Annotated in this window: 26 protein-coding genes; 15 read left to right on the forward strand and 11 right to left on the reverse strand. The window is 73.8% G+C overall.

Annotated features, from left to right (window positions below; translation table 11 throughout):
• On the forward strand, positions 1 to 1041 hold the full coding sequence (locus tag EV562_RS31955; protein WP_133890349.1) for an NAD(P)-dependent alcohol dehydrogenase: 1041 nt from the start codon (positions 1 to 3) through the stop codon (positions 1039 to 1041).
• A 118-nt stretch (positions 1042 to 1159) separates the two neighbouring features.
• Here EV562_RS31955 and EV562_RS31960 read toward each other — a convergent pair whose 3' ends face one another.
• On the reverse strand, positions 1160 to 2689 hold the full coding sequence (locus tag EV562_RS31960) for a helix-turn-helix domain-containing protein (protein ID WP_133890350.1): 1530 nt from the start codon (positions 2687 to 2689) through the stop codon (positions 1160 to 1162).
• 197 nt (positions 2690 to 2886) lie between these two features.
• Between EV562_RS31960 and EV562_RS31965 the strand changes: the two genes are divergently transcribed.
• The 3 genes from EV562_RS31965 (at position 2887) to EV562_RS31975 (ending at position 5906) form a co-directional block, all read left to right on the forward strand.
• Positions 2887 to 3507, forward strand: a complete 621-nt coding sequence (locus tag EV562_RS31965) for an L-threonylcarbamoyladenylate synthase (RefSeq protein ID WP_166662096.1) — start codon at positions 2887 to 2889, stop codon at positions 3505 to 3507.
• Between the two features lie 50 nt (positions 3508 to 3557).
• Positions 3558 to 4313: a dienelactone hydrolase family protein gene (locus EV562_RS31970; protein WP_133890351.1), complete on the forward strand. Its 756-nt coding sequence runs from the start codon at positions 3558 to 3560 to the stop codon at positions 4311 to 4313.
• Between the two features lie 90 nt (positions 4314 to 4403).
• Positions 4404 to 5906 (forward strand): metallophosphoesterase, encoded by a 1503-nt coding sequence (locus tag EV562_RS31975; protein WP_133890352.1) that lies wholly within the window; start codon positions 4404 to 4406, stop codon positions 5904 to 5906.
• Between the two features lie 24 nt (positions 5907 to 5930).
• On the opposite strand, the gene EV562_RS31980 is transcribed toward EV562_RS31975, so the two are convergent.
• Positions 5931 to 6995, reverse strand: coding sequence for a TauD/TfdA family dioxygenase (locus EV562_RS31980; RefSeq protein ID WP_133890381.1), 1065 nt, complete (start codon positions 6993 to 6995; stop codon positions 5931 to 5933).
• Between the two features lie 119 nt (positions 6996 to 7114).
• On the opposite strand from EV562_RS31980, the gene EV562_RS31985 reads away from it, so the two are divergent.
• Both EV562_RS31985 and EV562_RS31990 read left to right on the forward strand, forming a co-directional pair.
• The gene (locus tag EV562_RS31985; protein ID WP_133890353.1) at positions 7115 to 7945 is read left to right on the forward strand and encodes an aldo/keto reductase; all 831 of its coding nucleotides are present in this window, start codon (positions 7115 to 7117) and stop codon (positions 7943 to 7945) included.
• 57 nt (positions 7946 to 8002) lie between these two features.
• On the forward strand, positions 8003 to 8632 hold the full coding sequence (locus EV562_RS31990; protein ID WP_133890354.1) for a DNA polymerase ligase N-terminal domain-containing protein: 630 nt from the start codon (positions 8003 to 8005) through the stop codon (positions 8630 to 8632).
• A 54-nt stretch (positions 8633 to 8686) separates the two neighbouring features.
• Here EV562_RS31990 and EV562_RS31995 read toward each other — a convergent pair whose 3' ends face one another.
• The 4 genes from EV562_RS31995 to EV562_RS32010 all read right to left on the reverse strand — a co-directional run bounded on the left by EV562_RS31995 (position 8687) and on the right by EV562_RS32010 (position 12806).
• Positions 8687 to 11041 carry a SpoIIE family protein phosphatase gene (locus tag EV562_RS31995; protein WP_166662097.1) on the reverse strand — a complete coding sequence of 785 codons (2355 nt, stop codon included), beginning with the start codon at positions 11039 to 11041 and terminating at the stop codon, positions 8687 to 8689.
• A gap of 61 nt (positions 11042 to 11102) precedes the next feature.
• A complete protein-coding gene (locus EV562_RS32000; RefSeq protein ID WP_133890356.1) occupies positions 11103 to 11570 on the reverse strand; it encodes a peroxiredoxin in 468 nt (155 codons plus the stop codon).
• Entirely contained in the window at positions 11567 to 11947 is a 381-nt protein-coding gene (locus tag EV562_RS32005; protein WP_133890357.1) for a DoxX family protein, read from the reverse strand. Before EV562_RS32005 ends, EV562_RS32000 begins: the two co-directional genes overlap by 4 nt.
• Before the next feature lie 31 nt (positions 11948 to 11978).
• On the reverse strand, positions 11979 to 12806 hold the full coding sequence (locus EV562_RS32010) for a helix-turn-helix transcriptional regulator (RefSeq protein WP_243860288.1): 828 nt from the start codon (positions 12804 to 12806) through the stop codon (positions 11979 to 11981).
• Positions 12807 to 12860: 54 nt separating this feature from the next.
• On the opposite strand from EV562_RS32010, the gene EV562_RS32015 reads away from it, so the two are divergent.
• On the forward strand, positions 12861 to 14057 hold the full coding sequence (locus EV562_RS32015) for an MFS transporter (protein WP_133890358.1): 1197 nt from the start codon (positions 12861 to 12863) through the stop codon (positions 14055 to 14057).
• A gap of 126 nt (positions 14058 to 14183) precedes the next feature.
• On the opposite strand, the gene EV562_RS32020 is transcribed toward EV562_RS32015, so the two are convergent.
• On the reverse strand, positions 14184 to 14840 hold the full coding sequence (locus EV562_RS32020) for a TetR/AcrR family transcriptional regulator (protein ID WP_133890359.1): 657 nt from the start codon (positions 14838 to 14840) through the stop codon (positions 14184 to 14186).
• Positions 14841 to 15146: 306 nt separating this feature from the next.
• Between EV562_RS32020 and EV562_RS32025 the strand changes: the two genes are divergently transcribed.
• The 4 genes from EV562_RS32025 to hemC all read left to right on the forward strand — a co-directional run bounded on the left by EV562_RS32025 (position 15147) and on the right by hemC (position 19601).
• Positions 15147 to 16601 (forward strand): MFS transporter, encoded by a 1455-nt coding sequence (locus EV562_RS32025; RefSeq protein WP_133890360.1) that lies wholly within the window; start codon positions 15147 to 15149, stop codon positions 16599 to 16601.
• Positions 16602 to 16698: 97 nt separating this feature from the next.
• Positions 16699 to 17679, forward strand: a complete 981-nt coding sequence (locus EV562_RS32030; RefSeq protein ID WP_133890361.1) for an ATP-dependent DNA ligase — start codon at positions 16699 to 16701, stop codon at positions 17677 to 17679.
• A gap of 141 nt (positions 17680 to 17820) precedes the next feature.
• Positions 17821 to 18597, forward strand: a complete 777-nt coding sequence (locus tag EV562_RS32035) for an NPP1 family protein (protein WP_133890362.1) — start codon at positions 17821 to 17823, stop codon at positions 18595 to 18597.
• Positions 18598 to 18665: 68 nt separating this feature from the next.
• A complete protein-coding gene (hemC, locus tag EV562_RS32040; RefSeq protein ID WP_133890363.1) occupies positions 18666 to 19601 on the forward strand; it encodes a hydroxymethylbilane synthase in 936 nt (311 codons plus the stop codon).
• Between the two features lie 37 nt (positions 19602 to 19638).
• On the opposite strand, the gene EV562_RS32045 is transcribed toward hemC, so the two are convergent.
• The gene (locus EV562_RS32045; RefSeq protein WP_133890364.1) at positions 19639 to 20163 is read right to left on the reverse strand and encodes a hypothetical protein; all 525 of its coding nucleotides are present in this window, start codon (positions 20161 to 20163) and stop codon (positions 19639 to 19641) included.
• A 303-nt stretch (positions 20164 to 20466) separates the two neighbouring features.
• Between EV562_RS32045 and EV562_RS32050 the strand changes: the two genes are divergently transcribed.
• Positions 20467 to 21258 (forward strand): SigB/SigF/SigG family RNA polymerase sigma factor, encoded by a 792-nt coding sequence (locus tag EV562_RS32050; RefSeq protein WP_133890383.1) that lies wholly within the window; start codon positions 20467 to 20469, stop codon positions 21256 to 21258.
• Here the strand turns inward: EV562_RS32050 and EV562_RS32055 are convergent.
• Positions 21206 to 21577 (reverse strand): ANTAR domain-containing protein, encoded by a 372-nt coding sequence (locus EV562_RS32055; RefSeq protein ID WP_133890384.1) that lies wholly within the window; start codon positions 21575 to 21577, stop codon positions 21206 to 21208. The two genes, EV562_RS32050 and EV562_RS32055, sit on opposite strands and share 53 nt — an antisense overlap.
• A gap of 182 nt (positions 21578 to 21759) precedes the next feature.
• Here EV562_RS32055 and EV562_RS32060 point away from each other — a divergent pair, with 182 nt between their 5' ends.
• Positions 21760 to 22560, forward strand: coding sequence for a VOC family protein (locus EV562_RS32060; RefSeq protein ID WP_166662098.1), 801 nt, complete (start codon positions 21760 to 21762; stop codon positions 22558 to 22560).
• A gap of 10 nt (positions 22561 to 22570) precedes the next feature.
• On the opposite strand, the gene glgX is transcribed toward EV562_RS32060, so the two are convergent.
• The gene (gene glgX / locus EV562_RS32065) at positions 22571 to 24718 is read right to left on the reverse strand and encodes a glycogen debranching protein GlgX (protein ID WP_133890366.1); all 2148 of its coding nucleotides are present in this window, start codon (positions 24716 to 24718) and stop codon (positions 22571 to 22573) included.
• Positions 24715 to 25230 carry a pep a2 gene (locus tag EV562_RS32070; protein ID WP_133890367.1) on the reverse strand — a complete coding sequence of 172 codons (516 nt, stop codon included), beginning with the start codon at positions 25228 to 25230 and terminating at the stop codon, positions 24715 to 24717. Before EV562_RS32070 ends, glgX begins: the two co-directional genes overlap by 4 nt.
• A 351-nt stretch (positions 25231 to 25581) precedes the next feature.
• Between EV562_RS32070 and EV562_RS32075 the strand changes: the two genes are divergently transcribed.
• Positions 25582 to 25875 (forward strand): DUF5133 domain-containing protein, encoded by a 294-nt coding sequence (locus tag EV562_RS32075; RefSeq protein ID WP_133890368.1) that lies wholly within the window; start codon positions 25582 to 25584, stop codon positions 25873 to 25875.
• A 60-nt stretch (positions 25876 to 25935) separates the two neighbouring features.
• Positions 25936 to 26514, forward strand: a 579-nt coding sequence (locus EV562_RS32080) for a maltotransferase domain-containing protein (protein WP_133890369.1), incomplete at its 3' end; no start/stop codon positions are given.

Raw genomic sequence — 26514 nt, forward strand, 5'->3', positions numbered from 1 at the left:
ATGAAGGCACTGCAGTACCGCACCATCGGCGCCCCGCCCGAGGTCGTCACGGTCCCCGACCCGGAACCCGGCCCCGGCCAGGTGCTGCTGAAGGTGACCGCGGCCGGCGTCTGCCACTCCGACATCGCGGTGATGAGCTGGCCCGCCGAGGGCTTCCCCTACGAGCTGCCGCTCACCCTCGGCCACGAGGGCGTCGGCACCGTGGCCGCGCTCGGCGCCGGGGTGAGCACACTGGCCGAGGGCGACGCGGTCGCCGTGTACGGGCCCTGGGGCTGCGGCACCTGCGCCAAGTGCGCGGAGGGCAAGGAGAACTACTGCCTGCGCGCCGACCGGCTGGGCATCCGTCCGCCGGGGCTCGGCCGTCCGGGTTCCATGGCGGAGTACCTGCTGATCGACGACCCGCGCCACCTGGTCCCGCTGGACGGGCTCGACCCGGTCGCGGCGGTACCGCTCACGGACGCCGGGCTGACCCCGTACCACGCGATCAAGCGGTCGCTGCCCAAGCTGGTCCCCGGTTCGACCGCGGTGGTCATCGGCACCGGCGGTCTCGGCCACGTCGCCATCCAGCTGCTGCGCGCCCTGACGTCCGCCCGGGTCGTCGCGCTGGACGTCACCGAGGAGAAGCTGCGGCTGGCCCGTGCGGTGGGCGCGCACGAGGCGGTGCTGTCGGACGCGGGGGCGGCGGACGCGGTGCGTGAGATCACCGGCGGTCTCGGCGCCGAGGCCGTGTTCGACTTCGTCGGCGTCGCGCCCACCGTGCGGACCGCCGGAGCCGTCGCCGCCGTCGAGGGCGACGTCACGCTGGTCGGCATCGGGGGCGGCTCGCTGCCGGTCGGGTTCGGCATGCTGCCGTTCGAGGTGTCGGTCAACGCGCCGTACTGGGGCAGCCGCAGCGAGCTGATCGAGGTGCTGAACCTGGCCCGCTCCGGCGCCGTGTCGGTGCACACCGAGACGTACTCGCTGGACGACGCCCCGCTCGCCTACGAGCGGCTGCACGAGGGCAAGGTCAACGGCCGTGCGGTGATCCTCCCCCACGGCTGAGCGGCACCCGGGGGCGCGACCGGTCCCCCGTTCCGGTCGTGCCCCCGTCCCGTCGAACCTACGTGGACGGCTCCGCCGTTGTGAACAGTGCCGGTGCCCGCTGCCGGGCCAGGGGGACTCACTCGTGCACAGGTGAGTCCGGATGGCCCGGTTTCGTCCCGTGCAGGGACGGCGGGTCGAGGTCGCCGGCCGCCAGATGGGCGAGCACGACCTCGTACAGGTCGCTCCCGGCGGCGAGCAGCTGCCGTTCGAGGACCGGCTCGGCGCTGCGGACGTGCTCGCGGACGGTCTGCGCGTGCATGCCGAGCCGGTGTGCGGCGCGTTCGGCGTTGCCGCCGGCGGCGATCCAGGTGCGCAGGGTGCGGCGCAGGTCCCGGCCGTCCGGGTCGAGACGGCCGAGCAGGCCGGCGGCCCAGGTGCGCAGCGCGGGCCCGGACAGCAGGTCGGTGAGCCGGGCCGCCCCGGACCGTGCGCCGGTGCCGGGCGGGGGTTCGGCGAGCCCGACGTTAGCGTTCAGGGTGAGGTGGACGACGGCCCGGACGGTCAGGTCGTCGAAGTCCGTGCGCAGCAGTGACTCGACCCGGTCCATGCGGGCGCGGACCGTGTTGCGGCTGACCCCGAGGATCTTGGCCGCGTTGACGGCGGTGAACTCCAGGCCGAGCCGGGTGGTGGCGAGCAGTTCGGCGCGGGTGTGGTGCGCCAGGGTGTCGAGCGGGCTCAGCACGCCGGCCGTCCAGTCGTGCAGCTCCGCCGGGACCATCAGCCGCTCGGGGCGGGTCCGCTCGGCGTACAGGGCCGCCTGCTGAGGGCGGAACCGGGCCACCGCGAGGGCGCTGACGGCCTGGCCGTAGGCCGCCGCGGTGCGGGCGAGCCCCTGCCGTGCGCTGCCGCCGAGGAACACGCCGGGGCGGCGGCCGACCAGTGAGCGCAGTTCCCGCCCGGCCGTGTCGCGCGGCGCGAGGACGATCACGTGTCCGTCCACCGCCGGGCACCGTACGACCAGCGCCTCCTTACCCGTCGCCGACAGGCACTCCTCGGCGAGGCGGTCCCGCTCGGCGGGGCCGCTCTCCACGACGTAGACGCGGGCCGTGTCGGTGTCGAGGAGACCGGGCCAGAGTCCGGCGGCCACCCGGCGGGCGGAGACGGTGTCCTCGACCATCAGCAACTGCAGGATGGCCAGGCGCAGGTCGGAGGTGGCCCGCCGCAGCCGGTGGCCGGCCGCGGCCGACTCGTGGCCGGCCAGCAACAGCTCCACCACCTGGGCGGCGTGCGTGACGATGTCGGAGACACGCCGGTCGAAAGGTGCCCCGCGGGCCACCGCGAGGACGGCGGCCCGGGCCGGGAGGGACCGCTCGACCCGCACGAGCCGCAGGTGGCGCCCCCGGTCCTCCAGGGCGGCCGAGGCGATCCGGCCGGAAGTGACGTCGGCGACCAGGCCCTCGTCCAGCGGGACGCGGGTGCCGGCCAGCAGCCGGCCGCAGTCGTCCCGCAGCGAGACGCTCGCGTGGGCGGTGGCGGCGAGCCAGGCCACGACCCGGTTCAGGTCGCGTCCGCCCGGCCGCAGGTGCTCGAGCAGTTCCTGCGCCCATCCCGCGTGCTCACCGGCCCCGGAGGTCCGCTGCCGTCCCGCGTCCTTTCGGCCCGCCACGTCGGCCTTCTCCCTGTCTCGCCTCGTATCCGGCCCAGGCCGGGGACGTTACCCCATGGCCTCGCGCCCGGCTCCGCGCCGGCGTGGGGGCCGGAGCACCGGGGCTGCCGGGCGGGGCGGGCGCGCGGGGCCTGTCGGGCGGGGCGGGCGCGCGGGGCCTGTCGGGCGGGGCGGGCGCGCGGGCATAAGCTCGGTGAATGGCGAAGTACTTCGACGTGCACCCCGACAACCCCCAGCCGCGCAGCATCGCCCAGGTCGCCGACAGCGTCCGCTCGGGAGCGCTGATCGCGTATCCGACGGACTCCTGCTACGCACTGGGCTGCCGGCTGGGCAGCCGTGACGGGATCGACCGCATCCGGTCGATCCGCCGCCTGGACAACCGGCACCACTTCACCCTGGTCTGCCAGGACTTCGCGCAGCTCGGCCAGTTCGTGCAGATCGACAACGACGTGTTCCGGGCGATCAAGGCGTCGACGCCCGGCAGCTACACCTTCATCCTGCCCGCGACGAGGGAGGTGCCGCGCATGCTCCAGCATCCGAAGAAGAAGACCGTGGGCGTGCGCATCCCCGACCACGTCGTCACCCAGGCCCTGCTGACCGAACTCGGCGAACCGCTGCTGTCCAGCACGCTGTTGCTGCCCGACGAGGAGGAGCCGATGACGCAGGGCTGGGAGATCAAGGACCGGCTCGACCACGTGCTGGACGCGGTCGTCGACTCCGGGGACTGCGGCACCGAGCCGACCACGGTCGTCGACTTCTCCGACGGCGAGGCGGAGATCGTGCGGCGGGGCGCGGGCGACACGACGCGGTTCGAGTGACGGGCCGCACCCGAGGAACCGAGGGAACGAGAGAAGGGCACGACCCCGCGATGAGCGCAGTACAGGGGACCGACGTCGACATCCCCACCGACGACGGCACCGCCGACGCCTATCTGACCCACCCCGCCGACGGGGGGCCGCACCCGGCGGTCCTGCTGTACATGGACGCCTTCGGGCTGCGGCCCCGGCTGCGGGCGATGGCCGACCGGCTGGCCGGCGGCGGGTACACCGTCCTGGTGCCCAACGTCTTCTACCGCAGCGGGCGGGCGCCCGTCGTGGATCTGCCCGAGTTCATCGACCCGCAGGCACGTCCGGACATCTTCCAGCGGCTCGGTCCGATCATGAAGTCGCTCACCCCCGACCGGGCGGTGCGGGACGCGGACGCCTACCTGGAGTGGCTGGCCCGCGCTCCGGAGGCGGCCGAAGGACCGGTCGCGCTCATCGGCTACTGCATGGGCGCCGGGCTCGCCCTGCGCACCGCCGGCACCCGTCCGGACCGGGTCGCCGCGGTGGCCGGGTTCCACGGCGGGAACCTGGCGACGGAGGGCCCGCACAGTCCGCACCTGGTGGCCGGGAACCTCACCGCCGAGGCGTACTTCGCCCACGCGGACCACGATCCGGGCATGCCGCCCGAGCAGCAGGAGCGGCTGGAGGCGGCGCTGACCGCGGCGGGCGTGCCCCACCGCTGCGAGGTCTACGCGGGGGCGCACCACGGCTACACCCAGGCCGACACCGCCGCGTACGACGAGAAGGCGACGGAACGCCACTGGGAGGCCGTATTCGACCTCCTGAAGCGGACGTTCTGACCCGGAGGACGCGAAACGGCCCGGCGGGGGCGGGACTTGGCGAGCGATCCCTCGTCCGGCCCCCCGGGTGGACGTTGTTACGGTGCCCGGGTGTCCAACTCCTCACGTGATTCCGCCGAAGGCGCCGGCTGGGGCTCCGCCGAGCCCGGCACCTACCGGGCGCTGATGCCGCAGCGCACCGAGAAGCTGTCCTGGCTGAACCCGAGAACCCTGTGGGCCGCCCGCAACGGCGTGCTGGCCTCCTGGTTCGGGGACCCCACGGGCCGCACCCGCTCCCGCTGGGTGGCGCAGCGGGCGGCGGCCGGGGCACCGGCCGACAAGGTGATCAGGCGGGACGACCCCGACCGGTTCTCCTTCCTGGTCATCGGCGACACGGGCGAGGGCGACGAGCCCCAGTACGCCGTCGTGCCCGGGCTGTTGAAGGCGGGCGGGGACACCCGGTTCGCGGTCCTGGCGAGCGACGTGATCTACCCGGTGGGCAGCGCCGACGACTACGGCCCCAAGTTCTTCCGCCCCTACGCCGACTACCGGGCCCCCGTGTACGCGATACCGGGCAACCACGACTGGTACGAGGACCTCGCCGGGTTCATGCGTGTCTTCTGCGACGACGCCCCGCCCCTGCCGCCGGAGCCGGCGCCGCGCCCGTTCACCCCGGCCCGGCTGCGGTCCCTGTTGTGGCACCGGCCGCGCCCGGACGACGGACGGCACCTCGACGAGGCGCGCAAGCTGCGCCCGGCGCCCGCCCAGCAGGCCGTCCAGCCCGGACCGTACTGGGCCGTCGACGCCGGTCCGGTGCGGATCGTCGGCATCGACACCGGGCTGCTCGGCACGGTCGACGCCGAGCAGGGCGCCTGGCTGCGCGAGGTGTCGGCGGGCGACCGGCCGAAGATCCTGTTCACCGGATCGCCCCTGTACGTGGACGGCGAGCACCACCCGTGCCCTGTCGAGGGCGGCGGCACGGTGGACGACATCGTGCGCGATCCCGCGCACCACTACGTCGCGGCGATCGGCGGCGACATCCACAACTACCAGCGCTATCCGGTCGACGTGGACGGCCGGACCGTCCAGTACGTCGTGGCGGGCGGCGGCGGCGCTTTCATGCACGCCACCCACACCATCCCGCGCGTCTCGGTGGCCGGTGTCACCGAGGACGACTTCCGCTCCTATCCGCTGCGCGGCGACTCCCTCGCCTTCTACAGCGCCCTGTACGGCCGACGCCTGCGGATGCGCCGCTTCTTCACCCTGACGGAGGCCGAGGCGACGGCCGTGATCGCCGAGCGCCTCGGCATCCGCACCGGCCGCCCGCCGGGTGACGGCGCACGGGTCACCCTGCGCACCCGGATCGTCGCCGGACTGCTCGGCACCGCGCGGCGGCCCGATCGCCGCAAGCGGTTCCGGCTGCCCGTGCGCAAGATCTACACGCAGCTGTTCTCGCCGGGTTCGGCGACGTACAGCCCGCCCTTCTTCAAGTGCTTCCTGCGCCTGGACGTGACGCCGCAGGCGGTGCGGCTGCGCTGTTACGCGGCCACCGGCAACCGGGCGCAGGAGGTGGACCCGCCGGTCGAGGACGAGGTGACGATCCCGCTCGGGTGACGCGGCGCCGGCTGCCGTCCGCGCTCACCAGCGGCCGGCCTCGCTGCCCAGCAACGGCTCGGAGGGGGTGCCGTCGACCCCGACCGGTACGTCGCCGGTGAGCATCACGCGGTGCATGGTGCGCGGGTGGTCGAGGTGGGCGTTGTCGCCCGGGGCGAGGTGGACGGTGGCGCGGTTGTCCCAGAAGGCGACGCTGCCCGGCTCCCAGCGGAAGCGGACGGTGTACTCGGGGCGGGTGGCCTGCTCGGTCAGGAGTCCGAGGATCGCCGCGCTCTCCGGACGGGAGAGCCCGGTGATCTGTTCGACGTAGTAGCCGTTGACGAACAGCACCCGCTCCCCCGTCTCCGGGTGGACGCGGACCAGCGGGTGCACGGTCGCGGTCTGGTGGTCGAGGAGGTGCCGGACGTAGGCGTCGTCGCCGGGCCGGGGCTGGTAGCCGACGCCCAGGCGGTGTTCGGCGCGCAGGGTGTCGGCGAAGGCGCGCAGCGGGGCGGACAGTCCGGCGTAGGCGGTGGCGAGGTTCGCCCAGGTGGTGTCGCCGCCGTAGGGCGGGACGGTCTCGGCGCGCAGGATCGTGAAGGCCGGCGGGTCGACGCGGGCGCCGTGGTCGCAGTGCCAGCCGCGCAGCAGCGTGTGGCGGCGGCGCCGCAGCCACTCCTCGTGCTCCATCCCGAACCGCCCGCCCAGCTCCAGCCGGTCGGCGGTGGTCTCGATCTCCGGGTAGCCGGCCGGGGAGGCCTTGCCGCGCCGGGGCAGCACGACCGGATCGCCGAAGAGGCGGGCGAACGCGACGTGTCCGGCGTGGTCGAGGCGCTGGTCGCGGAAGAACACCACCTTCCAGCGCAGTACGGCCGCCCGCACCGCCGCGACCTGTGCGGCGCCGAGTCCGGCCGCGAGGTCGACGCCCTGGATCTCGGCGCCGATGTGGCCGGCGGCGGGGAGCACCTCGATCCCCGCCGCCCGGGCCGCCGCGCGCTCCGCCGCCGCGTCCGTCGCGGTGTCCTTCGCGTTGTCCTTCGTCGGGTCCGTCACCGTGTCCTGCGCGCTGTCCCTCGTCGGGCTCGTCGCCGTGTCCTTCGCGCTCCGCATCGTCATGCGGAGATCGTGGCAGACCCTCCGCCACGCCGTCCGGTTGATCACGGGTCCCCGGGTGGGCGACGCTGGACCGGGCGGCACACCGCCGCGCACAGTCGAGGAAAGGTCCCACGGTGATCAGCATCCCGGCGTACACGCTCAACGACGGCACCACGCTCCCCGCCCTGGGCCTGGGCACCTGGCCGATGACCGACGACGAGGCCGAGCGGGCGGTGAGCGAGGCCCTGCGGGCGGGGTACCGCCTGATCGACACGGCGGTGAACTACCGCAACGAGACCGGCGTCGGCCGCGGGATCGCCGCCGCGGGGCTCCCCCGCGAGGCGGTCGTGGTGACGACCAAGCTGCCCGGCCGGCACCACGGCTACGAGGAGACGCTCGCCTCCTTCGAGGAGTCCCGCGCCCGGCTCGGTCTGGAGTACGTCGACCTGTACCTGATCCACTGGCCGCTGCCGCGCGTGGACAAGTACGTCGACTCCTGGAAGGCCATGGTCAAGCTGCGCGAGGAGGGCCTCGTGCGTTCGGTGGGCGTCTCCAACTTCACGGCGGAGCACATCGAGCGGCTGGAGAAGGAGACGGGTGTCCTGCCGTCGGTCAACCAGATCGAGCTGCACCCCCTGTTCCCGCAGGACGAGCTGCGCGCGTACCACGAGCGCAAGGGCATCCGCACCGAGAGCTGGAGCCCGCTGGGGCGGGGCAGTGACCTGCTGGACGATCCCGCCGTGGCCGCGGTCGCCGCGGCACACGGTGTGACGCCCGCCCGGGCGGTCCTGCGCTGGCACACCCAGCTGGGCGCGGTGCCGATCCCGAAGTCCGCCGACCCGGCACGGCAGCGGGCGAACCTGGACGTGTTCGGCTTCGAACTGGACGCAGGGCAGATGCGTGCGGTGGCGGACCGCGCCCACCGCCGGATCGGCGGCGACCCGGACGTGCACGAGGAGTTCTGAGCGGGGTACCCGGCCCGGGTCGGCGCGCGGGCCGGGATCTTCCGGAAGGAGCGGCAGGTGGGCGGCGAGGACGAGGACGACGGACTGCGGGACTACCACGGCAAACGGGACTTCGGCCGGACCGGTGAGCCCGCCGGCGACGGGGCGCCCGGCGAAGGCGGGGAGCCCCGCTTCGTCGTGCAGATCCACGACGCGAGCACCCTGCACTTCGACTTCCGCCTGCAGGTGGCCGGCGTGCTCAAGTCCTGGTCGGTGCCGAAGGGCCCGTCGGCGGACCCGAGCGACAAGCGGCTCGCGGTGCCGACGGAGGACCACCCGCTGGAGTACGAGGAGTTCGAGGGGGTGATCCCGGCGGGTGAGTACGGGGGCGGCACGGTCATCGTGTGGGACCACGGCACCTACGAGCCGCTGAGCCACGACCGCCGGGGCCGTCCGGTCGACTTCGCCGAGTCCCTCGCACGCGGACAAGCCCGGTTCCGGTTGCACGGTGCGAAACTGCGCGGCGAGTACGCGCTGACCCGGTTCCGGGGCGGCCCGGGCGCCGGTTCCGGTGAGGACGCGGCGTGGCTGCTGGTGAAGACGGCCGGCGGCGGAGGGGGGCGCGGCACCCCTGACCCGCGGCGGGCGCGGTCCGCGCGCACGGGCCGCACGCTGGCCCGGGTGGCCGCGGAGGAGGGCGGGGAGTAGACGGTCGGCGCCGGGCCGCACGGGCCCGCGCGGGCGGTGCACCGCACGGGCGGTTCACCGTGCGGGCAGGGGCTGCTCGGCCCAGATGGTCTTGCCGGTGTCCGTCTGGCGGCTGCCCCAGCGCTGGGTGAGCTGGGCGACCAGGAGCAGCCCCCGGCCGCCCTCGTCGTAGGCGTGGGCGCGGCGCAGGTGGGGCGAGGTGGAGCTGGCGTCGGACACTTCGCAGATGAGGGCGGTGTGGCGGATGAGGCGCAACTGGATGGGCGGCTCGCCGTACCGGATGGCGTTGGTGACCAGCTCGCTGACGACGAGTTCGGTGACGAAGGCCGTGTCGTCCAGCCCCCACTCGGTGAGCTGTTCGCCGACGGACCGCCTGGTGGCCGCCACGCCGACCGGGTCCGGGTGGACGTCCCAGGTGCGCACCCGGTCCTCGCCCAGCGCCCGGGTGCGGGCCAGCAGCAGCGCGACGTCGTCGCCCGGCTCCTCCGGCAGCACGGCCTTGAGCACACCGTCGCACAGCGCGTCGAGCGAGTGCGCGGGTGCGGTCAGCGCCCGGCACATTTCCGCGGTGGCGTGGTCGACGTCGCGGTCGCGGCCCTCGACCAGTCCGTCGGTGTAGAGGGCGACGACGGAGCCCTCCGGCAGTTCCAGCTCCGTCGCCTCGAAGGGCAGCCCGCCCACCCCGAGCGGTGGCCCGGCGGCCATGGTGACGGTCCGGGTGGTGCCGTCGGGCAGGAGGAGGACGGGCGCGGGGTGGCCGGCCGCCGCCAGGGCCAGACGCCGGGAGACGGGGTCGTACACGGCGTAGAGGCAGGTGGCGCCCAGCTCCGCGATCTCCGCGTCGCCGCTGTCCCCGCCGACGGCCGCGAGGTGGGTGACGAGGTCGTCGAGGTGGGTCAGGAGCTCGTCGGGGGGCAGGTCGACGTCGGCGAGGGTGCGCACGGCCGTGCACAGCCGGCCCATGGTCGCCGTGGACGGGATGCCGTGGCCCACGACGTCGCCGACGACGAGGGCGACGCGGGTGCCGGAGAGCGGGATCACGTCGAACCAGTCGCCGCCGATACCCGCCGCGGACGCGGAGGGGAGGTAGCGGTGGGCCACCTCGACCGCGGCCTGTCCGGGCAGGTCCTTGGGGAGCAGGCTGCGCTGGATCGCCAGGGCGGTGGAGCGTTCGCGCGCGAAGCGACGGGCGTTGTCGATGGACACGGCGGCCCGGGCGACCAGTTCCTCGGCCAGGACGGCGTCCTCGGTGGCGTACGGCTCCCGGGGCGCGGTCCGGATGGCCAGGGCGACGCCCAGGGTGGTGCCGCGGGCCCGCAGGGGCACGGCCAGGATCGAGCTGACGGCGGTGCGGAAGGGGCGGTTGTGCGGGGCCGCGGCGTCGCGGGTGCGCATCCACCGGTCGAACTCCGGGTCGCCGGGGCCGCTCAGGACGACGCGGCCCTCCTGCATGGCCCGGGCGGGCGGGCTGTCGGACGGGTGGACCTCGGGGCCGCCGAGATGCACGGCGGGGGTGGGGAAGCCCTCGGTGGCGGAGCCGTGGGCGGCCCGGCGCAGGGCGGCGTGCTCGGGTGGCGTGTCGAGGGGTTCGTCGGTGCCGAGGACCCAGTCGAGCAGATCGACCGCGGCGAAGCCGGCGAACCGGGGCACGAGCAGCTCGACCAGTTCCTCGGCGGTGCGTACGACGTCGAGGGTGGTGCCGACCTCGGCGGCCGCGTTCAGCAGGTCCAGCCGCTCGCGCGCCCGGTACTGTTCGGTGCTCTCGAGCGCGGCCATGGCGACGGCGGTGAGCGCGCCGGAGGCGTCGTGGACCGGCCAGATCTCCACGGTCCAGGCGTGCGGGCGGGTGCCGGCGGGCGCGGGCGAGTAGCTCTCGTACTGGACGGGCCGCCCCCGGTCGGCGACGACCCGCAGATGGTGCAGGAAGCTCTGTGCGTCGCCCTCGAAGTCCGCCAGCGTGTCGGACAGGCGGTGGCCGATCAGTTCCTCCGCGGATCTGCCCAGCATCCGGCACGAGGCCTCGTTGACGTGCACGAAGCGCAGGCCCGGGTCGAGGACGGACATCGACAGGGGTGCCTGCCGTACGGCGTCGTCGACGAGGGCGGCCGCCGGGCCGCCGGGCGCCTCGACGGTCACCGCGCAACCCCGCGGTGCGCCGTCGGCGCCCGGCAGCGGGCGGACCCGCACCCGCAGGCTCACCGCGCGGCCGTCCCGGTGGCGGACCACGACGGTGCCGGAGGGGCCGGTGCCGGACAGGGGACCGGTGAGCGCGTCCCGCGCGAGCAGGTCGCGCGCGGGGCGCCCCACGACCTCCTCGGCCGTGTACCCGGTGAGCCGCCGCGCGCCGTCGCTCCACCCCGTCACCAGTCCGCGGGCGTCGACGATCATCGCGGCGGAGGAATCCTCCATGCCGTCCAGGATCATCCCAGGGCGATGCGGTATCAACCGGGACGTGGCGCGGGTGGCCCCGTCACGCCCGGTGGGCGCGGAGCGCGGCCAGGGCGCGGTCGGCGTGCGTGCTCATCCTCAGTTCGCTGCGGACGACCTCCAGCAGGGTGCGGCCCCGGCCGACGACGAAGGTCACGCGCTTGGTGGGGGCCAGGCTGAATCCGCGCTTCACCCCGAACCGCTCCCGGACCGCGCCGTCGGCGTCGGACAGCAGCGGCATGCCCAGGCTGTGGCGCCCGGCGAACTCCTGCTGGCGTTCGACGGGGTCGCCGCTGACGCCGACGGGCCGGGCGCCGACCGCGGCGAACTCGGCGGCCAGGTCGCGGAAGTGACAGGCCTCCGCCGTGCAGCCGGTGGTGAGGGCCGCCGGGTAGAAGAACAGGACGACCGGGCCGTCGGCGAGCAGGTCGGACAGGCGGCGCGGGGTGCCGGTCTCGTCCGGCAGCGTGAAGTCCTCGACGGTGTCGCCGACGGCGGGGAGCGCGCTCACGACCGGCCTCCGGTGCCCTGGGCGACGGCGCGGGCCCACAGCACGAGCGGCACCTGCACCGGCAGCCGTCCGAGGGCGGCGGCCTTCTGCGGGGTGGGGCGGTGCCGCCAGTCCCAGGCCATCTTGACGTTGGCGGGGAACACTCCGACGAAGAAGGCGGCGGCACTCAGCGCGGCGGCCTTGCGGGTGCGCGGCAGGGCGAGCCCGGCGGCCAGCGCGAGTTCGGCGGCGCCACTGGCGTACGTCCACGCCCGGGGCGTGCCCGGCAGGGAGCGCGGGACGGTGGCGTCGAACGGGCGGGGCTGGGCGAAATGGGCGACGCCCGCGGCGGCCAGCAGGCCGGCGAGCAGCAGGGGTGAGCGTTCGGACCGTGGCACGGTTCCTCCTCCGGGGGCCTGCCGCGCGATATTACTCGATGGTAAGGAGCGGGTGACGGCCGGTTCGCCCCCGGCGGTTGTGGGTGCCCGGCGTGTAGCCGAACGCGCGGCGGAAGACCTCGATGAACGCGCTGGCGGAGGACCAGCCGCAGCGGTGGGCGACGGTGGTGACGGACCGGCCGTCGGCGAGCATGCGCAGGGCGTGGAAGAGGCGGGACTGGGTGCGCCACTGGGGAAAGGTCATGCCGAACTCTCGGTGGAAGAGCCGGCTGAGGGTGCGTTCCGAGGTGCCCGTGGCGGCGCCGAGCGCGGCGAGGGTGCGCGTGTCCGCGGGGTCGGCGTGGACCAGTGCGCACACCGCGGCCAGCCGGGGGTCCGAGGGGGTGGGCAGGCGCAGCGGCTGCTGGGGCGAGACCCGCAACTGGTCGCACAGTACGGCCAGGAGCCGGCCGCGTTCCGGGCCGGTCTCCTCGGGATCGCGGGTGTAGGCGACGATCAGCTCGCGCAGCAACGGGCCGACGGCGAGGACGGCCGGGGTGTCGAGGCCGAGCGGGTTGGTCCGGGCGGGGAGGCCGACCAGGTGCAGGTCGAGGCGGCCGTGGGCCCGGTGGGCGTGCACGGTGCCGGCCGGGATCCAGATGGCCCGCGTCCCCGGCGCGAACCAGGTGCCGGCCGCGGTGGTGACGGCCACGACCCCGGACCCGGCGTGGACGATCTGGTGCTCGTCGTGCCGGTGGGCGTCGATCCGCTGCCCGGCGGCCAGCCGCTGGGCCCGGGTGGGAGCCGCCGGGGTGTGACGCACACGCGCCGCCTCGGCCTCGGCACCGGGCGCGATGCCGTTCTGGCGGAAGTCCGACACAAGAGGGCAGCTTATCGAAAGCGGGCCAGGGCCGGGTGCCGGGACGATCGACGAATGACCCTCACCCGTGCCCGGCCCATCCTCCTGCTGTCCTTCGGCCACGCCTGTGTCGACGTCTACCAGGGCACGGTGGCCGCCCTGGTGCCGTACTTCGTCGCCGAGCGGGCGTACGGCTACGCCGCCGCCTCGGGCGTCGTACTCGCGGCCTCGCTGCTGTCGTCGCTGGTGCAGCCGCTGTTCGGGGCGCTCACCGACCGGTGGGCCCTGCCGTGGCTGCTGCCGCTGAGCACGCTGACCGCCGGGGCGGGTGTCGCCCTCGGCGGCCTCGCCGGCTCCTACGCGCTCACCCTCGCGGCCGTCGCGGTGGGCGGTGTCGGGGTGGCCGCCTACCATCCGGAGGCCGCGAGGGCGGCGCGGGTGGCGGCGCGGGGCAGTCATACGGCGATGGGGTGGTTCTCCCTGGGCGGCAACGTCGGCTTCGCGCTGGCACCTCCGCTGGTGTGGGCGGTCGTCGGCAGCGGAGGTCTCGGTGCGTCCGGTCTGCTCGCGCTGCCCGCGGTGGCGGGGGCCGTGCTGGGCGGGGCGGCGGTGCGTTCGGCCGGGGCGGTCCGTGCGGCGGGCGGCCCCGCGTCGCCGCCGCGGGGGCGGGACGACTGGGCGTCGTTCCTGCGGCTCACCGGCGCCGTCGTCTGCCGTTCCGTCGTCTTCGTCGGGCTGAGCACGTTCGTGTCGCTCTACGTCCGGGAGCGTGTCGGAGGCGGGAGTGCGACGGGGACGGTGGCGCTGTTCGTGCTCTACCTGGGCGGCGCGGTCGGCACCGTCGCCGGGGGCCGGCTCGCGGACCGGCACGGGCGGCTGAGGGTGGTGCGGGTCTCCTACGTCCTGACGGTCCTCGCGGTGGCCGGGGTCGTCCTCGTGCCGGGTCCGGCGGTGTACCTGTGCGTCGCCCTGACGTCGGCCGGGCTGTACGTGCCGTTCTCCCTGCACATCACGCTGGGTCAGGACTACCTGCCGCGCCGGACGGGCACGGCGAGCGGGGTCACGCTGGGGCTGGCCGTGAGCGTCGGCGGCCTGGCCGCCCCGGTGCTCGGCGCGCTGGCCGACGCGACGTCACTGCGGACGGCCCTGCTCCCGCTGGTGGCGTTGCCCGCCGTCGGCCGACTGCTCCTGTGCGGCCTGCGCGAACCTGCCACGGCGGCGGTTCCCCCGCCCGCCGCACCCCGGGCGGCACGCGAGGCCGACGTACGGTGAGCCCGCGGGTCCCCGCGCTCGTTCACCGGCTCCTGGGGCAGAACCGCCCGCACGGCCGACGGGGCCTCGCGCACGGCGTCCCCCTTCTGCCTCGCCGGCCGGCGGCACCGCCTCACCCCGGGCCCGTCACTTCCCGCCCCGGGAGGTGACGGGCGCCAGCCACATGCCGACGATCGCGTCGACGAGGCCGTCGGCCGCGTCCTGCCAGCTGGCGCGCGGGGTGGGCCGCGTCTCGGCCAGGGCCCGCTCCCGCTCCTCCGCCGTGTGCACGATGAGGTGGCGGGCCATGTCGCCCCGCTCCGCGCGGACCTCGTCCGGGAGCGCGGGCATGCACCGGTTGCGGCCCTCGATGATGGCCCGCAGGGAGACCGAGGCCCGGGACTGCTCCGTCAGGATCTGCCGCAGCGCCGGGTCGGTCATGACCTGGGCGCAGAACCGCGCGTACCAGGTGGGGCTGCCCAGCGCCGCCAGGTGGTCGAACTGGGGACGGACCAGGCAGTCCACCCAGTCGCGCAGGTCCGACGAGTCGCCCAGGGCGGCGAGCTGCCGGGCGCGCAGCTCCTCGACCCGGTCCGCGTGGCGCTGCGCGATGGCGCGGACGAGGTCCGCCTTCGTGCCGAAGTGGTAGCCGACCGCCGCGTTGTTGCCCTGCCCAGCGGCCTCGCTCACCTGGCGGTTGGAGACCGCGTACACCCCGTGCTCGGCGAACAGCCGCTCGGCGGTGACCAGGATCAGCTGCCGGGTCGCGCCGGCCTGTTCGCTCCGGACCGCCCTGCCCGCCATGATCACCACCGCGCCGGGACTTCTCCTCACCGCCCGCGTCGACCAGTCCCTCGAGTCGTCGCAGGTCCGCCGTCGTACGGCGCGTTCTCACGAGAGCCTACGGGGCGGCGGCGCCGGGCCGCCGCCCGGCCCGGGCGCGCTGTCGGCCGCCGCACCCCGTACGATACTTCAATCGACTGACTTAAAGTTGTTCCGGCCCTCCGGTCCTCCGGCTCACCGCCCCACTCGTCGCTCGTCATCGCTCGTCATCGCTGTCATGGCTCGTCATGGCTCGTCATGGCTCGTCATCGTTGGAAAGGCTCCTCCATGTCCGCTTCTCCCGCCGCTCCGCGGCCGAACGCCGTGGTGGCGGTTCTGGCCCTGGCCGGGATCGTCGTCGCGCTGATGCAGACCCTGGTCATCCCGATCATCCCGGAGCTGCCCAAGCTCCTGGACGCGTCGGCCTCGGACGCGGCCTGGGCGGTGACCGCCACGCTGCTGGCCTCCGCCGTGGCCACTCCGGTCGTCGGAAGGCTCGGCGACATGTTCGGCAAGCGGCGGATGCTGCTGCTCAGCCTGGTGCTGCTGATCAGCGGCTCGGCGGTCTGCGGGCTGAGCGACGCGCTGGTCCCGATGGTCGCCGGCCGCGCTCTGCAGGGCCTGTCCGCCGCCGTGATCCCGCTCGGCATCAGCATCATGCGCGACGAGCTGCCCGCCGAGCGGCTGGCCGGTGCCACCGCCGTGATGAGCGCCTCCCTCGGGGTCGGCGGCGCGCTCGGGCTGCCCGCCGCCGCGCTGATAGCGGACAAGCTCGACTGGCACATGCTGTTCTGGCTCTCCGGCGCGCTCGGCGCCGTCTCCCTGGTGCTGGTCCTCGCGCTGGTGCCCGAGTCGGCGGTGCGCACCGGCGGCCGCTTCGACCTGCCGGGCGGCATCGGCATGGCCGCCGGACTCGCGAGCCTGCTCCTCGCCATCTCCAAGGGCGGCGACTGGGGCTGGTCCTCGGGCACCGTGCTCGTGCTGTTCGCGGCGGCCGTGGTGATCCTGCTGGTGTGGGGCTGGTGGGAGCTGCACACCCCGGCACCGCTGGTCGACCTGCGCACCACCGCCCGGCGCCAGGTGCTGTTCACCAACCTGGCGTCCATCGCCATCGGCTTCTCGATGTTCGCGATGTCCCTGGTGCTTCCGCAGCTGCTGCAGTTGCCCGAGGCCACCGGTTACGGACTCGGCCGCTCCCTGCTCACCACGGGGCTCGTGATGGCACCGTCCGGTCTGGTGATGATGGCGTTCGCCCCGGTCTCCGCGAAGGTCTCCAAGGCCAGGGGCCCGAAGGTGACCCTGATGATCGGTGCCCTGATCGTCGCGGCCGGCTACGGCCTGAACATCGTGCTGATGTCCGAGGTCTGGCACCTGGTGCTGGTCTCCTGCGTCATCAGCGCGGGCATCGGCTTCGCCTACGGCGCCATGCCCTCACTGATCATGGGCGCGGTGCCGCCGAGCGAGACGGCCGCCGCCAACAGCCTCAACACCCTGATGCGGTCCCTGGGCACCTCGGTCGCCAGTGCCATCGCCGGCGTGATCCTGGCCCAGATGACGGTCGACCTCGGCGGCTTCGCCCTGCCGTCGGAGAACGCGTTCAAGGTGGTCATGGCCATCGGCGCCGGCGCGGCCCTGCTGGCCTTCGCCATCGCGTCCTTCGTCCCCCGGCACCGTCCCGCCGCCCCGGTGACGGGACCGGCCGCGACCGGCGGCGTCGCGACGGAGACCGCCTCCGCGCACTGACCGCGACGGCGCCGGTCCCACCCCGGGACCGGCGCCGTTCAGGCGAACCTGACGGGCAACGCGCGTGACGGCCTCCGGGCCCGTCGAGAACTGACCCGTGGAGCTGCCGCTGATCCCTCCGATGCTCGCCACCCCCGGCACCCTGCCCGCCGCCGGGCAGGACGCCCGCTGGGCCTACGAGACCAAGCAGGACGGCCAGCGCGTCGTGGTCTACCTGCCCGGCGACGGAAGCGTCCTGCTGCGCGCCCGCTCCGGAGCGGACATCACCGCCGCCTATCCCGAACTGTCGCCGCTCGCCACCGCGCTCGGCGACACCCCAGCGGTCCTGGACGGCGAAGTGCTGGCCCTGGACGAACAGGGCCGTGCCGACTTCCAGTTGCTCCAGTCCCGGATGGGCCTCGCGCACGATCCGGGCCGGGCCGCGCACCGGGCGGCGAAGGTCCCCGTGCACCTGGTGCTGTTCGACGCGCTCCACCTGGCGGACCGCTCGCTGCTGCGCCTGCCCTACACCGGCCGCCGCGAGCTGCTGACGGACCTCGGCCTGAACGGACCCTCGTGGTCGACTCCGGCCGCGCTGGTCGGCCATGGCGAACAGGCCCTGCGGGCCACCCGCGAGCACGGCCTGGAGGGGCTGGTGTGCAAGCGGCTGGACTCGGTCTACGAGCCCGGCGTCCGCTCCCGGGCCTGGGTCAAGATCCGCAACATGCGCAGCGAGGACGTCGTGGTCGGCGGCTGGCTTCCCGGCAGGGGGCGGCTCGGCGGACTGCCCGGTGCCGTCCTGGTCGGTCAGCGCGCCGCGGGCCGGCTGCGTTACGTGGGCGGGGTCGGCACCGGCTGGAGCGAGGGCGAGCGCACGGAGCTGGCCACGCTGCTGGCGGCCGCCGCGACGGACGTCTGCCCCTTCGACCCGCTGCCGTCGGTGCCCGGCGCGCGCTGGGTCGTCCCCCGGCTGGTCGGCGAGGTCCGCTACAGCACCCGCACCCGGGAGGGCATGCTGCGCCAGCCGTCCTGGCTCAGGCTCCGCCCCGACCTGGCGCCCGAGGAGTCGGCCGCCGACCTTCCGGACGACCTGGTGTGAACCTGTGACGGCCCATCAGGCGCTGGGCTGCCCTTCACCGCGGTGACGCCCGTGCGCCCTTGGCACGGGAGGGAAAAGACGGGACCCTGAACTCCCCTTCCCCCCACAGCCGTTGGGCTGCTCCAGTCCGAGGAGGACGCGATGCCGTCGCGTACCGCCGCACAGCCCCGCAGGAGATGGCTCACCGTACCGCTCGGTGCCCTCGCCCTCGTCGTCGCCTTCCCCGCCACCGCCTTCGCCGCCCCGCCGCCGGGGCTGCCCGGAAACGCCGACAGCCTGGAGCGGACGTACCAGCCCGCCTACGACTACGACACCGACGGCTGCTATCCCACACCGGCCATCGGCGCCGACGGAGCCGTCAACGGCGGGCTGAACCCGACCGGCGCCCTGAACGGCAACTGCCGCGACGCCTCCGACCTGGACAACACCAACGGCTACGCGCGCGCCAAGTGCGACAACGGCTGGTGCGCGTACATGTACGGCCTCTACTTCGAGAAGGACCAGGCGCTGCCCGGCACGAGTCTCGGCGGCCACCGGCACGACTGGGAGCACGTGGTGGTGTGGGTGCGGGACGACGCCGTGCAGTACGTGTCGACGTCCAACCACGGCTCGTTCAGCGTGTACGAGCGGTCGGCCGTCCGCTTCGACGGCACCCACCCGAAGATCGTCTACCACAAGGACGGCATCAGCACCCACTGCTTCCGCCCGGCGACCTCGGGCGACGAGCCGCCGGAGAACCACCGGGGCACCTGGCAGTACCCGGCCCTGGTGGGCTGGAACGGCTATCCGGCGGGCCTGCGCGAGAAGTTGAGCTCCTACGACTTCGGCAGCGCCCACTTCGGCCTCAAGGACGGCAGCTTCGCCTCCCACCTGGCCGCCGCCAAACCCGCCGGGGTCCCCTTCGACCCGAACGCCTGAGGCGGCGGGGTGGGCCGGCCGGGCGAACCGCGCCCCACGAGCACCCCCGCGCGCACTATCGTGTCCGCATGTCCGCCCCCGAACTGATCCGCATCGTCTCCCGCGACTCCCCCATGGCGCTGGCCCAGGTCGAGCGCGTCCGCGCCGAGTTGGCGGCCCTGCACCCCGGCGTGCGCACCGAGGTCGTACCGGTGAGGACCACCGGCGACAAGTGGCTCGGCGACCTCTCCCAGGTGGACGGCAAGGGCGCGTTCACCAAGGAGGTCGACGCCGCGCTGCTGTCGGGCGAGGCCGACCTCGCGGTGCACTGCGTCAAGGACGTGCCCGCCGACCGGCCGCTGCCCGCCGGCACGGTGTTCGCCGCTTTCCTGAAGCGGGACGACGTGCGGGACGCGCTCGTCCACCCGGGCGGGCTCACCCTGGACGAGCTGCCCGACGGGACGCGCGTCGGCACGTCCTCGGTGCGCCGGGTCGCCCAGCTGGCCGCCACCCACCCGCACCTGCGGTGCGTGCCCTTCCGCGGCAACGCCAACCGGCGGCTGGCCAAGCTCGCCGCGGGCGAGGCGGACGCGCTGCTGCTGGCGGTCTCCGGCCTGGAACGCATCGGCCGCGCCGACGTGATCAGCGAGGTCCTCTCCCCCGAGACGATGATGCCGCCGATCGGCGCGGGCATCCTCGCCCTGCAGTGCCGGGAGGGCGACCGCGCCCTGATCGACGCGGTGAGCGGCCTCGGCCACCCCGCGACGCACCGGGAGGCGACGGCGGAGCGGATGTTCCTGCACGTCCTGCAGGGGCACTGCAACAGCCCGATCGCCGGGCACGCCCACGTGGACCGCAGCGGTGAACTCTCGCTGCGGGCCTGCGTGTTCACCCCGGACGGCAAGGTACGCCTGAACGCCCACGAGTGGGCGGGCCGGCTCGACCCGGCCACCCTCGGCACCTCGGTCGCGGTGGCCCTGCTGCGGCAGGGCGCCCGGGAGATCATCGACGGCATCGCGCACTGACCGGACCGGCGGGCCCGGCACACGGCCGCCCGGCGGGTCAGGCGGGGCCCTCCTCCGACTGGCCCCGCAGGAAGGCGCTCACCTGGTGCGCGAGGCCCTCCTCCCGCACCGCGCCGCACGGGGCCGTGCCGAAGCCGTCGGGCAGCCCGAGGGCGCCGCTCCACAGCCGGCGGTCGGCCCACTCCTCGTCCACCCGCAGCTGCACCTGGACGTCGACCTGGCCGAGGCTCGCCTCCGGCCCGGCCGCGTAGAGCACGGCCGTGGCCCGGCGCAGCGGGTAGACGTCGAAGCCCTCGATGAACTGGGAGTTGCGCCAGTCGAGGAAGGCACTCTCCCCGTCGGCGCCGATCCGCACGTCGATCTGGCCGTCCTCGAGGTGGATGCCGAGGTGCCGCCCGCCCCGGTTCTCGACGGTCACCCGGAGCCGGAAGTACGTCAGTGACTCGGCGGCGTCGTCACGCCCGCGGGGCGGCTCGGCCTGCTCGAGACCGTGGACGCGGACCCGAAGGCCGGTGTGCTCGTCGTACTCCTGCCAGTCCCCGACCACGTTCGGCTCGTACACGGTGCCCCTCTCGACCTCTCGACGCTGCTTCCTATCTGTGCGCAGATCGCACTGTCAAATGAGCGGAATGCGCTGTGGCCAGGGGCTTCGCCCCTTTTGATCGGTGATCAAGCGCTGCCCAGGGACGATCCGCCGGCACCGGGTCCGCGCGGTCACCCGGAGCGTGCCGCACATCACGTCCCGCTACGGGGCTACGCACCGGTCACCGGTACGCAGCCGTTCGAGTGGCCGTCCCGGGCATTCGCGCTCACTATCCATATATACGAGGACTTGCCAGCACCCCTGCTGAGGGAGGTGCGCGTGATGCGTGTCGCCGGCAGAACCAAGCCCCACCCGCACGACGACGCCCCCGACACGGCCGCGGCGTTCGACCGGCTCGCCCGGCTGCCCGAGGGGCCGGAACGCAAGGCGCTGCGGGACGATCTGATCCGGGTGTGGCTGCCCATGGCGGAGCGGATCGCCGTCCGCTTCCGGGGCCGCGGCGAGAACCTGGAGGACCTCTACCAGGTGGCGGCCCTCGGCCTGGTCAAGGCCGTCGACCACTACGACCCGGGGCGGGGCCACGCCTTCGAGGCGTACGCGGTGCCGACCGTGACCGGCGAGATCAAACGGCACTTCCGCGACCACATGTGGACCCTGCACGTGCCGCGCCGGATCCAGGACCTGCGCAACCGGGTCCGCAGAGCTGCGAAGGAACTGGCCCAGACCACGCCGGGGCGGGGCCCGACCGTCGAGGAGATCGCCGAGCACGCGCAGCTGACCACGGCCGAGGTGCGGACCGGCATGGAGGCCCTGGAGTGCTTCTCCGCCCTGTCGCTGGAGGCGGAGATGCCCGGCACCGACGGGTACGCGCTCGGTGACGCGCTGGGCGGGCTCGATCCCGCCTTCGACGCGGTCGTGGACCGGGTGGCCGTGCGGCCCTGCCTGGAGGCGCTGCCCGAGCGCGAGCGCACCATCCTCTACCTGCGCTTCTTCGGCGGGATGACGCAGAGCCGCATCGCCCAGCAGCTCGGCATCTCCCAGATGCACGTCTCCCGGCTGCTCACCGGCTGCTTCGACCGGATACGCGAGGAGATCCTGACGGAGGCCCGCTGAGCCCGGGCCGCCCCAGGCGCGCGTCCAGGGCGGTCCGGATTCCGGGCGGCATCACTCCGGTGCGCCCCCAGATGAGTATCGTTTCCGCCACGCTGCGGAGTTTGATGTTCGTATGCTGGGAAACCTCCTTCAGAACGATCCACCCCTCGTCCGGCGTCACCCCGCCGAGGGCGATGACCACGCCGATCGCCTGGTCGACGACGGCGTGCGAGACCACCGCCTCCTTGAGCTGCCGGACCTCCTCCTGCAGCCGGAAGACCTGGTCCGTGCCGGCATCCGGATCCGGGGCCGGGCCCGGTGCCGCGTCGGTGGGGGGCATGGTCACCTCCGGGTCTCCGTCCTCACCGGGCGCGCCGTGCCGCGCCACTGCGCCGTACGGGGCCCTCGCGCCACCGTTTCGGCGCCCCGTGCGGGGTACTCGCCAGGCGCCCGCCGCACTCCCGGCCGGACACTGGTGTGGAGCCGGTGACTGCCGGTGGACGAGACCAGGACGCGACTGCCATGAACCACGACATCACCTCCACCACCCACCCGGACCTGCTGTCCACGCACAACGTGTACGGGTCCCCTTGCTGGGTGAGTCTCACCAGCCGTGACCTGGAGGCCACCGAGGAGTTCTACTCCGCCGTGCTGGGCTGGCGGTGGCGGCCCGCCCGGCTGGGCGAGCCGTTCCGCATCGCGCTGGCCGACGGGGTCCCGGTGGCCGGGATCGCCGCCGTCGCCGCCATGTGGCAGATGGCGGTGGCCTGGACACCGTACTTCGCGGTGCGCAGCGCCGACGAGGCCGCGTCGCGGGCTCAGGAGCGCGGCGGCACCACCGCGGTCGGGCCGATCTCCCTGCCGCCCGGACGGGCGGCGCTGCTCGCCGACCGCGACGGTGCGACGTTCGGGATCTGGGAGGGCGAGCTCTTCTCGGACTGGGACGCGTGGCGCACCAAGCGTCCCGCCTTCATCCGGCTGCACACCCGTGACGCCTTCGACGCGGCCATCTTCTACGGCGAGATCTTCGACTGGGCGTCCGGTCAGGGCTGCTGCGAGGTCCGGTACGAGGGGGACGAGGTGGTCCTGCGCCAGGAGGGCCAGGTCGTGGCCCGCATCGAGTCGGGAGCCCTGGGAGCGGCCCCGGATCCCTCCCTGCGGCCGCACTGGCAGGTGCACTTCGCGGTCGAGGACGTCGCGGCCTGCGCCCGCACCGCGGAGCGGCACGGCGGCAGCGTGCTCTCCGAGGGCGCGGACGAGGCGGTGCTGCGGGACGCCGACGGCGCGCAGTTCACGGTGACCGCGCGGCGCCTGGGCACTTGACCTCACGGGCTCACCGGCCGGTGCGGGACGGCCGGGAGAGCAGCACCAGGCTGCGCTGTTCGACGGTGAGCCGGGTGCCCGCCTTGTACTCCGCCTCGTCGGGGACGCCCTCCGGGTCGGCGGTGTCGATCAGGGTGGTCCAGCGCTCCCCGTAGGAGGCGGCGGGCAGCCGGAAGTGGGCCGGCTCCCAGTGGCTGTTGAACAACAGCAGGAAGGAGTCGTCCACCACCGGACGGCCCTGCGCGTCGGGTTCGGCGATGGCGTCGCCGTTGAGGAAGACACCGACGGTGTGCGCGTCCGAGCGCTGCCAGTCGTCGTCGGTCATCTCCCGCGCGTCGGGCAGCAGCCACACCAGGTCGGGCAGCGGCTGGTCCGCGTGGGTGACGGTCTCCCCGCGGAAGAAGCGGCGCCGGCGCAGGACGGGGTGGTCGGCGCGCAGCGCGATGAGGCGGCGGGCGAAGTCCAGCAGTGCGCGCTGCTCGTCGCCGAGCCGCCAGTCGATCCAGGAGATCTCGTTGTCCTGGCAGTAGGCGTTGTTGTTGCCGCGCTGGGTGCGGCCCAGCTCGTCGCCGTGGCAGATCATCGGGATGCCCTGGGAGAGCAGGAGCGTGGCCAGGAAGTTGCGCTGCTGCCGGCCGCGCAGCTCCCGGACGGCCGGGTCCTTCGTGTCGCCCTCGGCGCCGCAGTTCCAGGACCGGTTGTGGCTCTCGCCGTCCCGGTTGTCCTCACCGTTGGCCTCGTTGTGCTTGTCGTTGTACGAGACGAGGTCGCGCAGCGTGAAACCGTCGTGCGCGGTGACGAAGTTGACGCTCGCCCGGGGGCGGCGCCGGCTGTGCTGGTACAGGTCGGACGAGCCGGTCAGCCGGGAGGCGAACTCACCGAGCGTGTGTTCCTCGGCACGCCAGAAGTCCCGTACGGCGTCGCGGTACTTGCCGTTCCACTCCGACCACAGCTGGGGGAAGTTGCCGACCTGGTAGCCGCCCTCGCCCACGTCCCAGGGCTCGGCGATCAGCTTCACGCGGCTGATCACCGGATCCTGCTGGATGAGGTCGAAGAACGCCGACAGCCGGTCCACCTCGTGGAACTGCCGGGCCAGGGTGGCCGCGAGGTCGAAGCGGAAGCCGTCGACGTGCATCTCGGTGACCCAGTACCGCAGCGAGTCCATGATGAGCTGGAGCACGTAAGGATGGCGCATCAGCAGGCTGTTGCCGGTGCCGGTGGTGTCGTAGTAGTGCTGCCAGTCGCCGTCCACCAGACGGTAGTACGAGGCGTTGTCGATGCCGCGGAAGGAGAGCGTGGGGCCTCTCTCGTTGCCCTCGGCGGTGTGGTTGTAGACCACGTCGAGGATCACTTCGAGGCCGGCCTCGTGCAGGGTCTTGACCATCGACTTGAACTCGCTCACCTGCTGGCCTCGGGTGCCCAGGGCGGCGTAGCCGTTGTGGGGCGCGAAGAAGCCGATGGTGTTGTAGCCCCAGTAGTTGGACAGTCCCCGGTCCAGGAGCACGCCGTCGTGGACGAACTGGTGCACCGGCATGAGTTCCACGGCGGTCACGCCGAGGGACGTCAGGTGCTCCACCACCGCCGGGTGCGCGAGGCCCGCGTAGGTGCCGCGCAGTTCGTCCGGCACGTCCGGGTGGGTGCGGCTGAGTCCGCGGACGTGGGCCTCGTAGATGACGCTCTCGGAGTACGGGCGCCTGGGCGGGCGGTCGTCGCCCCAGTCGAAGAAGGGGTCGGTGACCACGCCGAGCATGGTGTGCCCGGCGCTGTCGCCCGGGTCGGGCTTGCCCTTGGCCCGCTCGAAGAGGGAGGCGTGGTTGTCCACCAGCCCGTCCACGGCCCGGGTGTACGGGTCGAGGAGCAGCTTCGCCGGGTTGCAGCGGTGGCCGACGGCCGGGGCCCACGGACCGTGGACCCGGTAGCCGTAGCGCTGTCCCGGGCCGACGCCGGGCAGGTAGCAGTGCCAGACGAAGCCGTCCACGTCGGGCAGCGGGATGGCGCTGTGGTTGCCGTCGTCGTCGACGAGCACGAGGTCGACCCGTTCGGCGACCTCGCTGAACAGGGCGAAGTTGGTGCCCTGCCCGTCGTACGAGGCTCCCAGGGGATAGGGGTGCCCGCTCCACACGGGCGACCCCTTCCAGTTCGGCCTGGCGCGGGTCACCGGGCCTCCTCCAGAACGCCGTTGCCCGTACGCGTCCAACCGGCCACCTGGGCCACCGGCATGATCTCGCGCGGCACGTCCAACCCCTCCTGGGTGATCGGCTCGGGCTCCCTCGCCACCAGCGGCACTCGTTCGCCGGCCCGGGCGCGGCGCGAGAACCAGATGACCTTCGCCCCGGTGTCGGTGGCGCAGCAGCCCCAGCCGTCGCTGTTGGCGGCGAGGTGCTGCAGACAGGTGCGCAGGTCCTGGTCGGGACGGAGCGCGTGGTCGTTGCCCGCCACGGCCGTGATGAGGTGCTGGCGGTTCCACCACATCTCGATCGACGTGTTCTTGTCGCTCGCGTGCTCGTGGATCGCCAGCAGCAGCATCTCGGCGCCCGAGCAGACGGGTTCGACGAGGTTCTCCAGGTTCCAGAACCGGAGGTGAGCGGCCAGGATGCGCCTGACCTGTCCGACCCGTTCCGGGCTCACTTCCACGTCGAGGTGGTAGTAGCAGGGCACTGCGGTCTTCATCGTCGTGGCTCCTCACCGCGAAGGCTCTCGCTCCTCCCGTCCCTTGGGGGACGGGCTCCCCGATCACGAAGCGTGAGCACCGATCGCTTCTGAGTCACTCCAGAGTGGGAGCAGTAGTCCATTCGTGCAACACGAGCGGCCGGGGGCCGGAATCCGGGTGGCGAGCGGGCGGGTGAAAGAAGTTGAAGATCCAACAAGACGGCGCGTCACCATCCGTGCACCATGTGTGAGAACTCGATCGTGCACGACGCGATCGTCCGGAACGCGCTCGTTCGGCACCCGCACGTCCGGAATCCGCACGTCCACCACGCCCTCGTCCGTACCACCGGACCGCCCGGAAGGTGATCGGCCATGCTGCTCCCCGCGAAGAGCGAAGTCGCCCGGCAGCTGCGGCATTACCGCGCCTGGGAACGCTCGATGCTGGCGTCCCCCACGGACGTCACGGTCCGGACCACCTTCGAGGACTCCGGTTACACGCTCTGCGTGCTGATGGGGAAGCGGTGTGCCCGCGAGGCCGCGGACGCCGCCGAAAGGTATCTGCGGACCCCTCTGGTCGCCCACGCGCAGGAGCGGACGGCCCACGCGCAGGAGCGGACGGAGCGGCTCGCGCCGTCGGGTCACAAGGCCCCCTCGGGTGCGGCCTGACCCGATCGGCCCAACCAACAGGCCGGGCCCGCGCCCGGCCCCGAGCACGGCGGAGGTGAGATGCGGATGAGTGCGACCGTGGGGATCGGACGGATCCCGGTCCGGGACGTCCACCCGGTGGTGGAGAACGGCAGGCGCCCGGCGAAGGCGGTGGCGGGAGAGACGTTCGAGGTCACCGCCACCGTGTTCCGGGAGGGACACGACGCGGTGGCCGCCAACGTCGTGCTGAAGGACCCCGAGGGCCGGCCGGGTCCCTGGACGCCGATGCGGGAACTGGCCCCGGGCAGCGACCGCTGGGGCGCCGAGGTCACCCCGGACGCACCGGGCCGGTGGACCTACCGGGTGGAGGCGTGGAGCGACCCCGTCGCCACCTGGCGCCACCACGCGCGCATCAAGGTTCCGGCCGGCATCGACACCGGCCTGGTGCTCGAGGAGGGGGCCGAGCTGTACCGGCGGGCCGCCGCGGGGGTGCCCGGGGACGCCGGGCGGGCCGCCGTGCTGGCCGCCGCGACGGCCCTGCTCGACGACACGCTGCCGGTGGCCACCCGGCTGGCGGCGGCGTTGACGCCGGAGGTGGACGCGGTGCTGGCCCGGCATCCGCTGCGGGACCTGGTCACCTCCTCCGAACCGCTGCCCCTG

This window comes from Streptomyces sp. BK208 (assembly GCF_004364245.1).
In the GTDB taxonomy this organism is placed as follows: Bacteria; Actinomycetota; Actinomycetes; order Streptomycetales; family Streptomycetaceae; genus Streptomyces.

Coding starts and splice junctions, on each gene's coding strand:
- EV562_RS31955 (WP_133890349.1), top strand. CDS start 1: ATGAAGGCACTGCAGTACCGCACCATCGGCGCCCCGCCCGAGGTCGTC.
- EV562_RS31965 (WP_166662096.1), top strand. CDS start 2,887: ATGGCGAAGTACTTCGACGTGCACCCCGACAACCCCCAGCCGCGCAGC.
- EV562_RS31970 (WP_133890351.1), top strand. CDS start 3,558: ATGAGCGCAGTACAGGGGACCGACGTCGACATCCCCACCGACGACGGC.
- EV562_RS31980 (WP_133890381.1), bottom strand. CDS start 6,995: ATGCGGAGCGCGAAGGACACGGCGACGAGCCCGACGAGGGACAGCGCG.
- EV562_RS31995 (WP_166662097.1), bottom strand. CDS start 11,041: ATGGAGGATTCCTCCGCCGCGATGATCGTCGACGCCCGCGGACTGGTG.
- EV562_RS32015 (WP_133890358.1), top strand. CDS start 12,861: ATGACCCTCACCCGTGCCCGGCCCATCCTCCTGCTGTCCTTCGGCCAC.
- EV562_RS32020 (WP_133890359.1), bottom strand. CDS start 14,840: ATGGCGGGCAGGGCGGTCCGGAGCGAACAGGCCGGCGCGACCCGGCAG.
- EV562_RS32025 (WP_133890360.1), top strand. CDS start 15,147: ATGTCCGCTTCTCCCGCCGCTCCGCGGCCGAACGCCGTGGTGGCGGTT.
- EV562_RS32035 (WP_133890362.1), top strand. CDS start 17,821: ATGCCGTCGCGTACCGCCGCACAGCCCCGCAGGAGATGGCTCACCGTA.
- hemC (WP_133890363.1), top strand. CDS start 18,666: ATGTCCGCCCCCGAACTGATCCGCATCGTCTCCCGCGACTCCCCCATG.
- EV562_RS32050 (WP_133890383.1), top strand. CDS start 20,467: ATGCGTGTCGCCGGCAGAACCAAGCCCCACCCGCACGACGACGCCCCC.
- EV562_RS32055 (WP_133890384.1), bottom strand. CDS start 21,577: ATGCCCCCCACCGACGCGGCACCGGGCCCGGCCCCGGATCCGGATGCC.
- EV562_RS32060 (WP_166662098.1), top strand. CDS start 21,760: ATGAACCACGACATCACCTCCACCACCCACCCGGACCTGCTGTCCACG.
- EV562_RS32070 (WP_133890367.1), bottom strand. CDS start 25,230: ATGAAGACCGCAGTGCCCTGCTACTACCACCTCGACGTGGAAGTGAGC.
- EV562_RS32075 (WP_133890368.1), top strand. CDS start 25,582: ATGCTGCTCCCCGCGAAGAGCGAAGTCGCCCGGCAGCTGCGGCATTAC.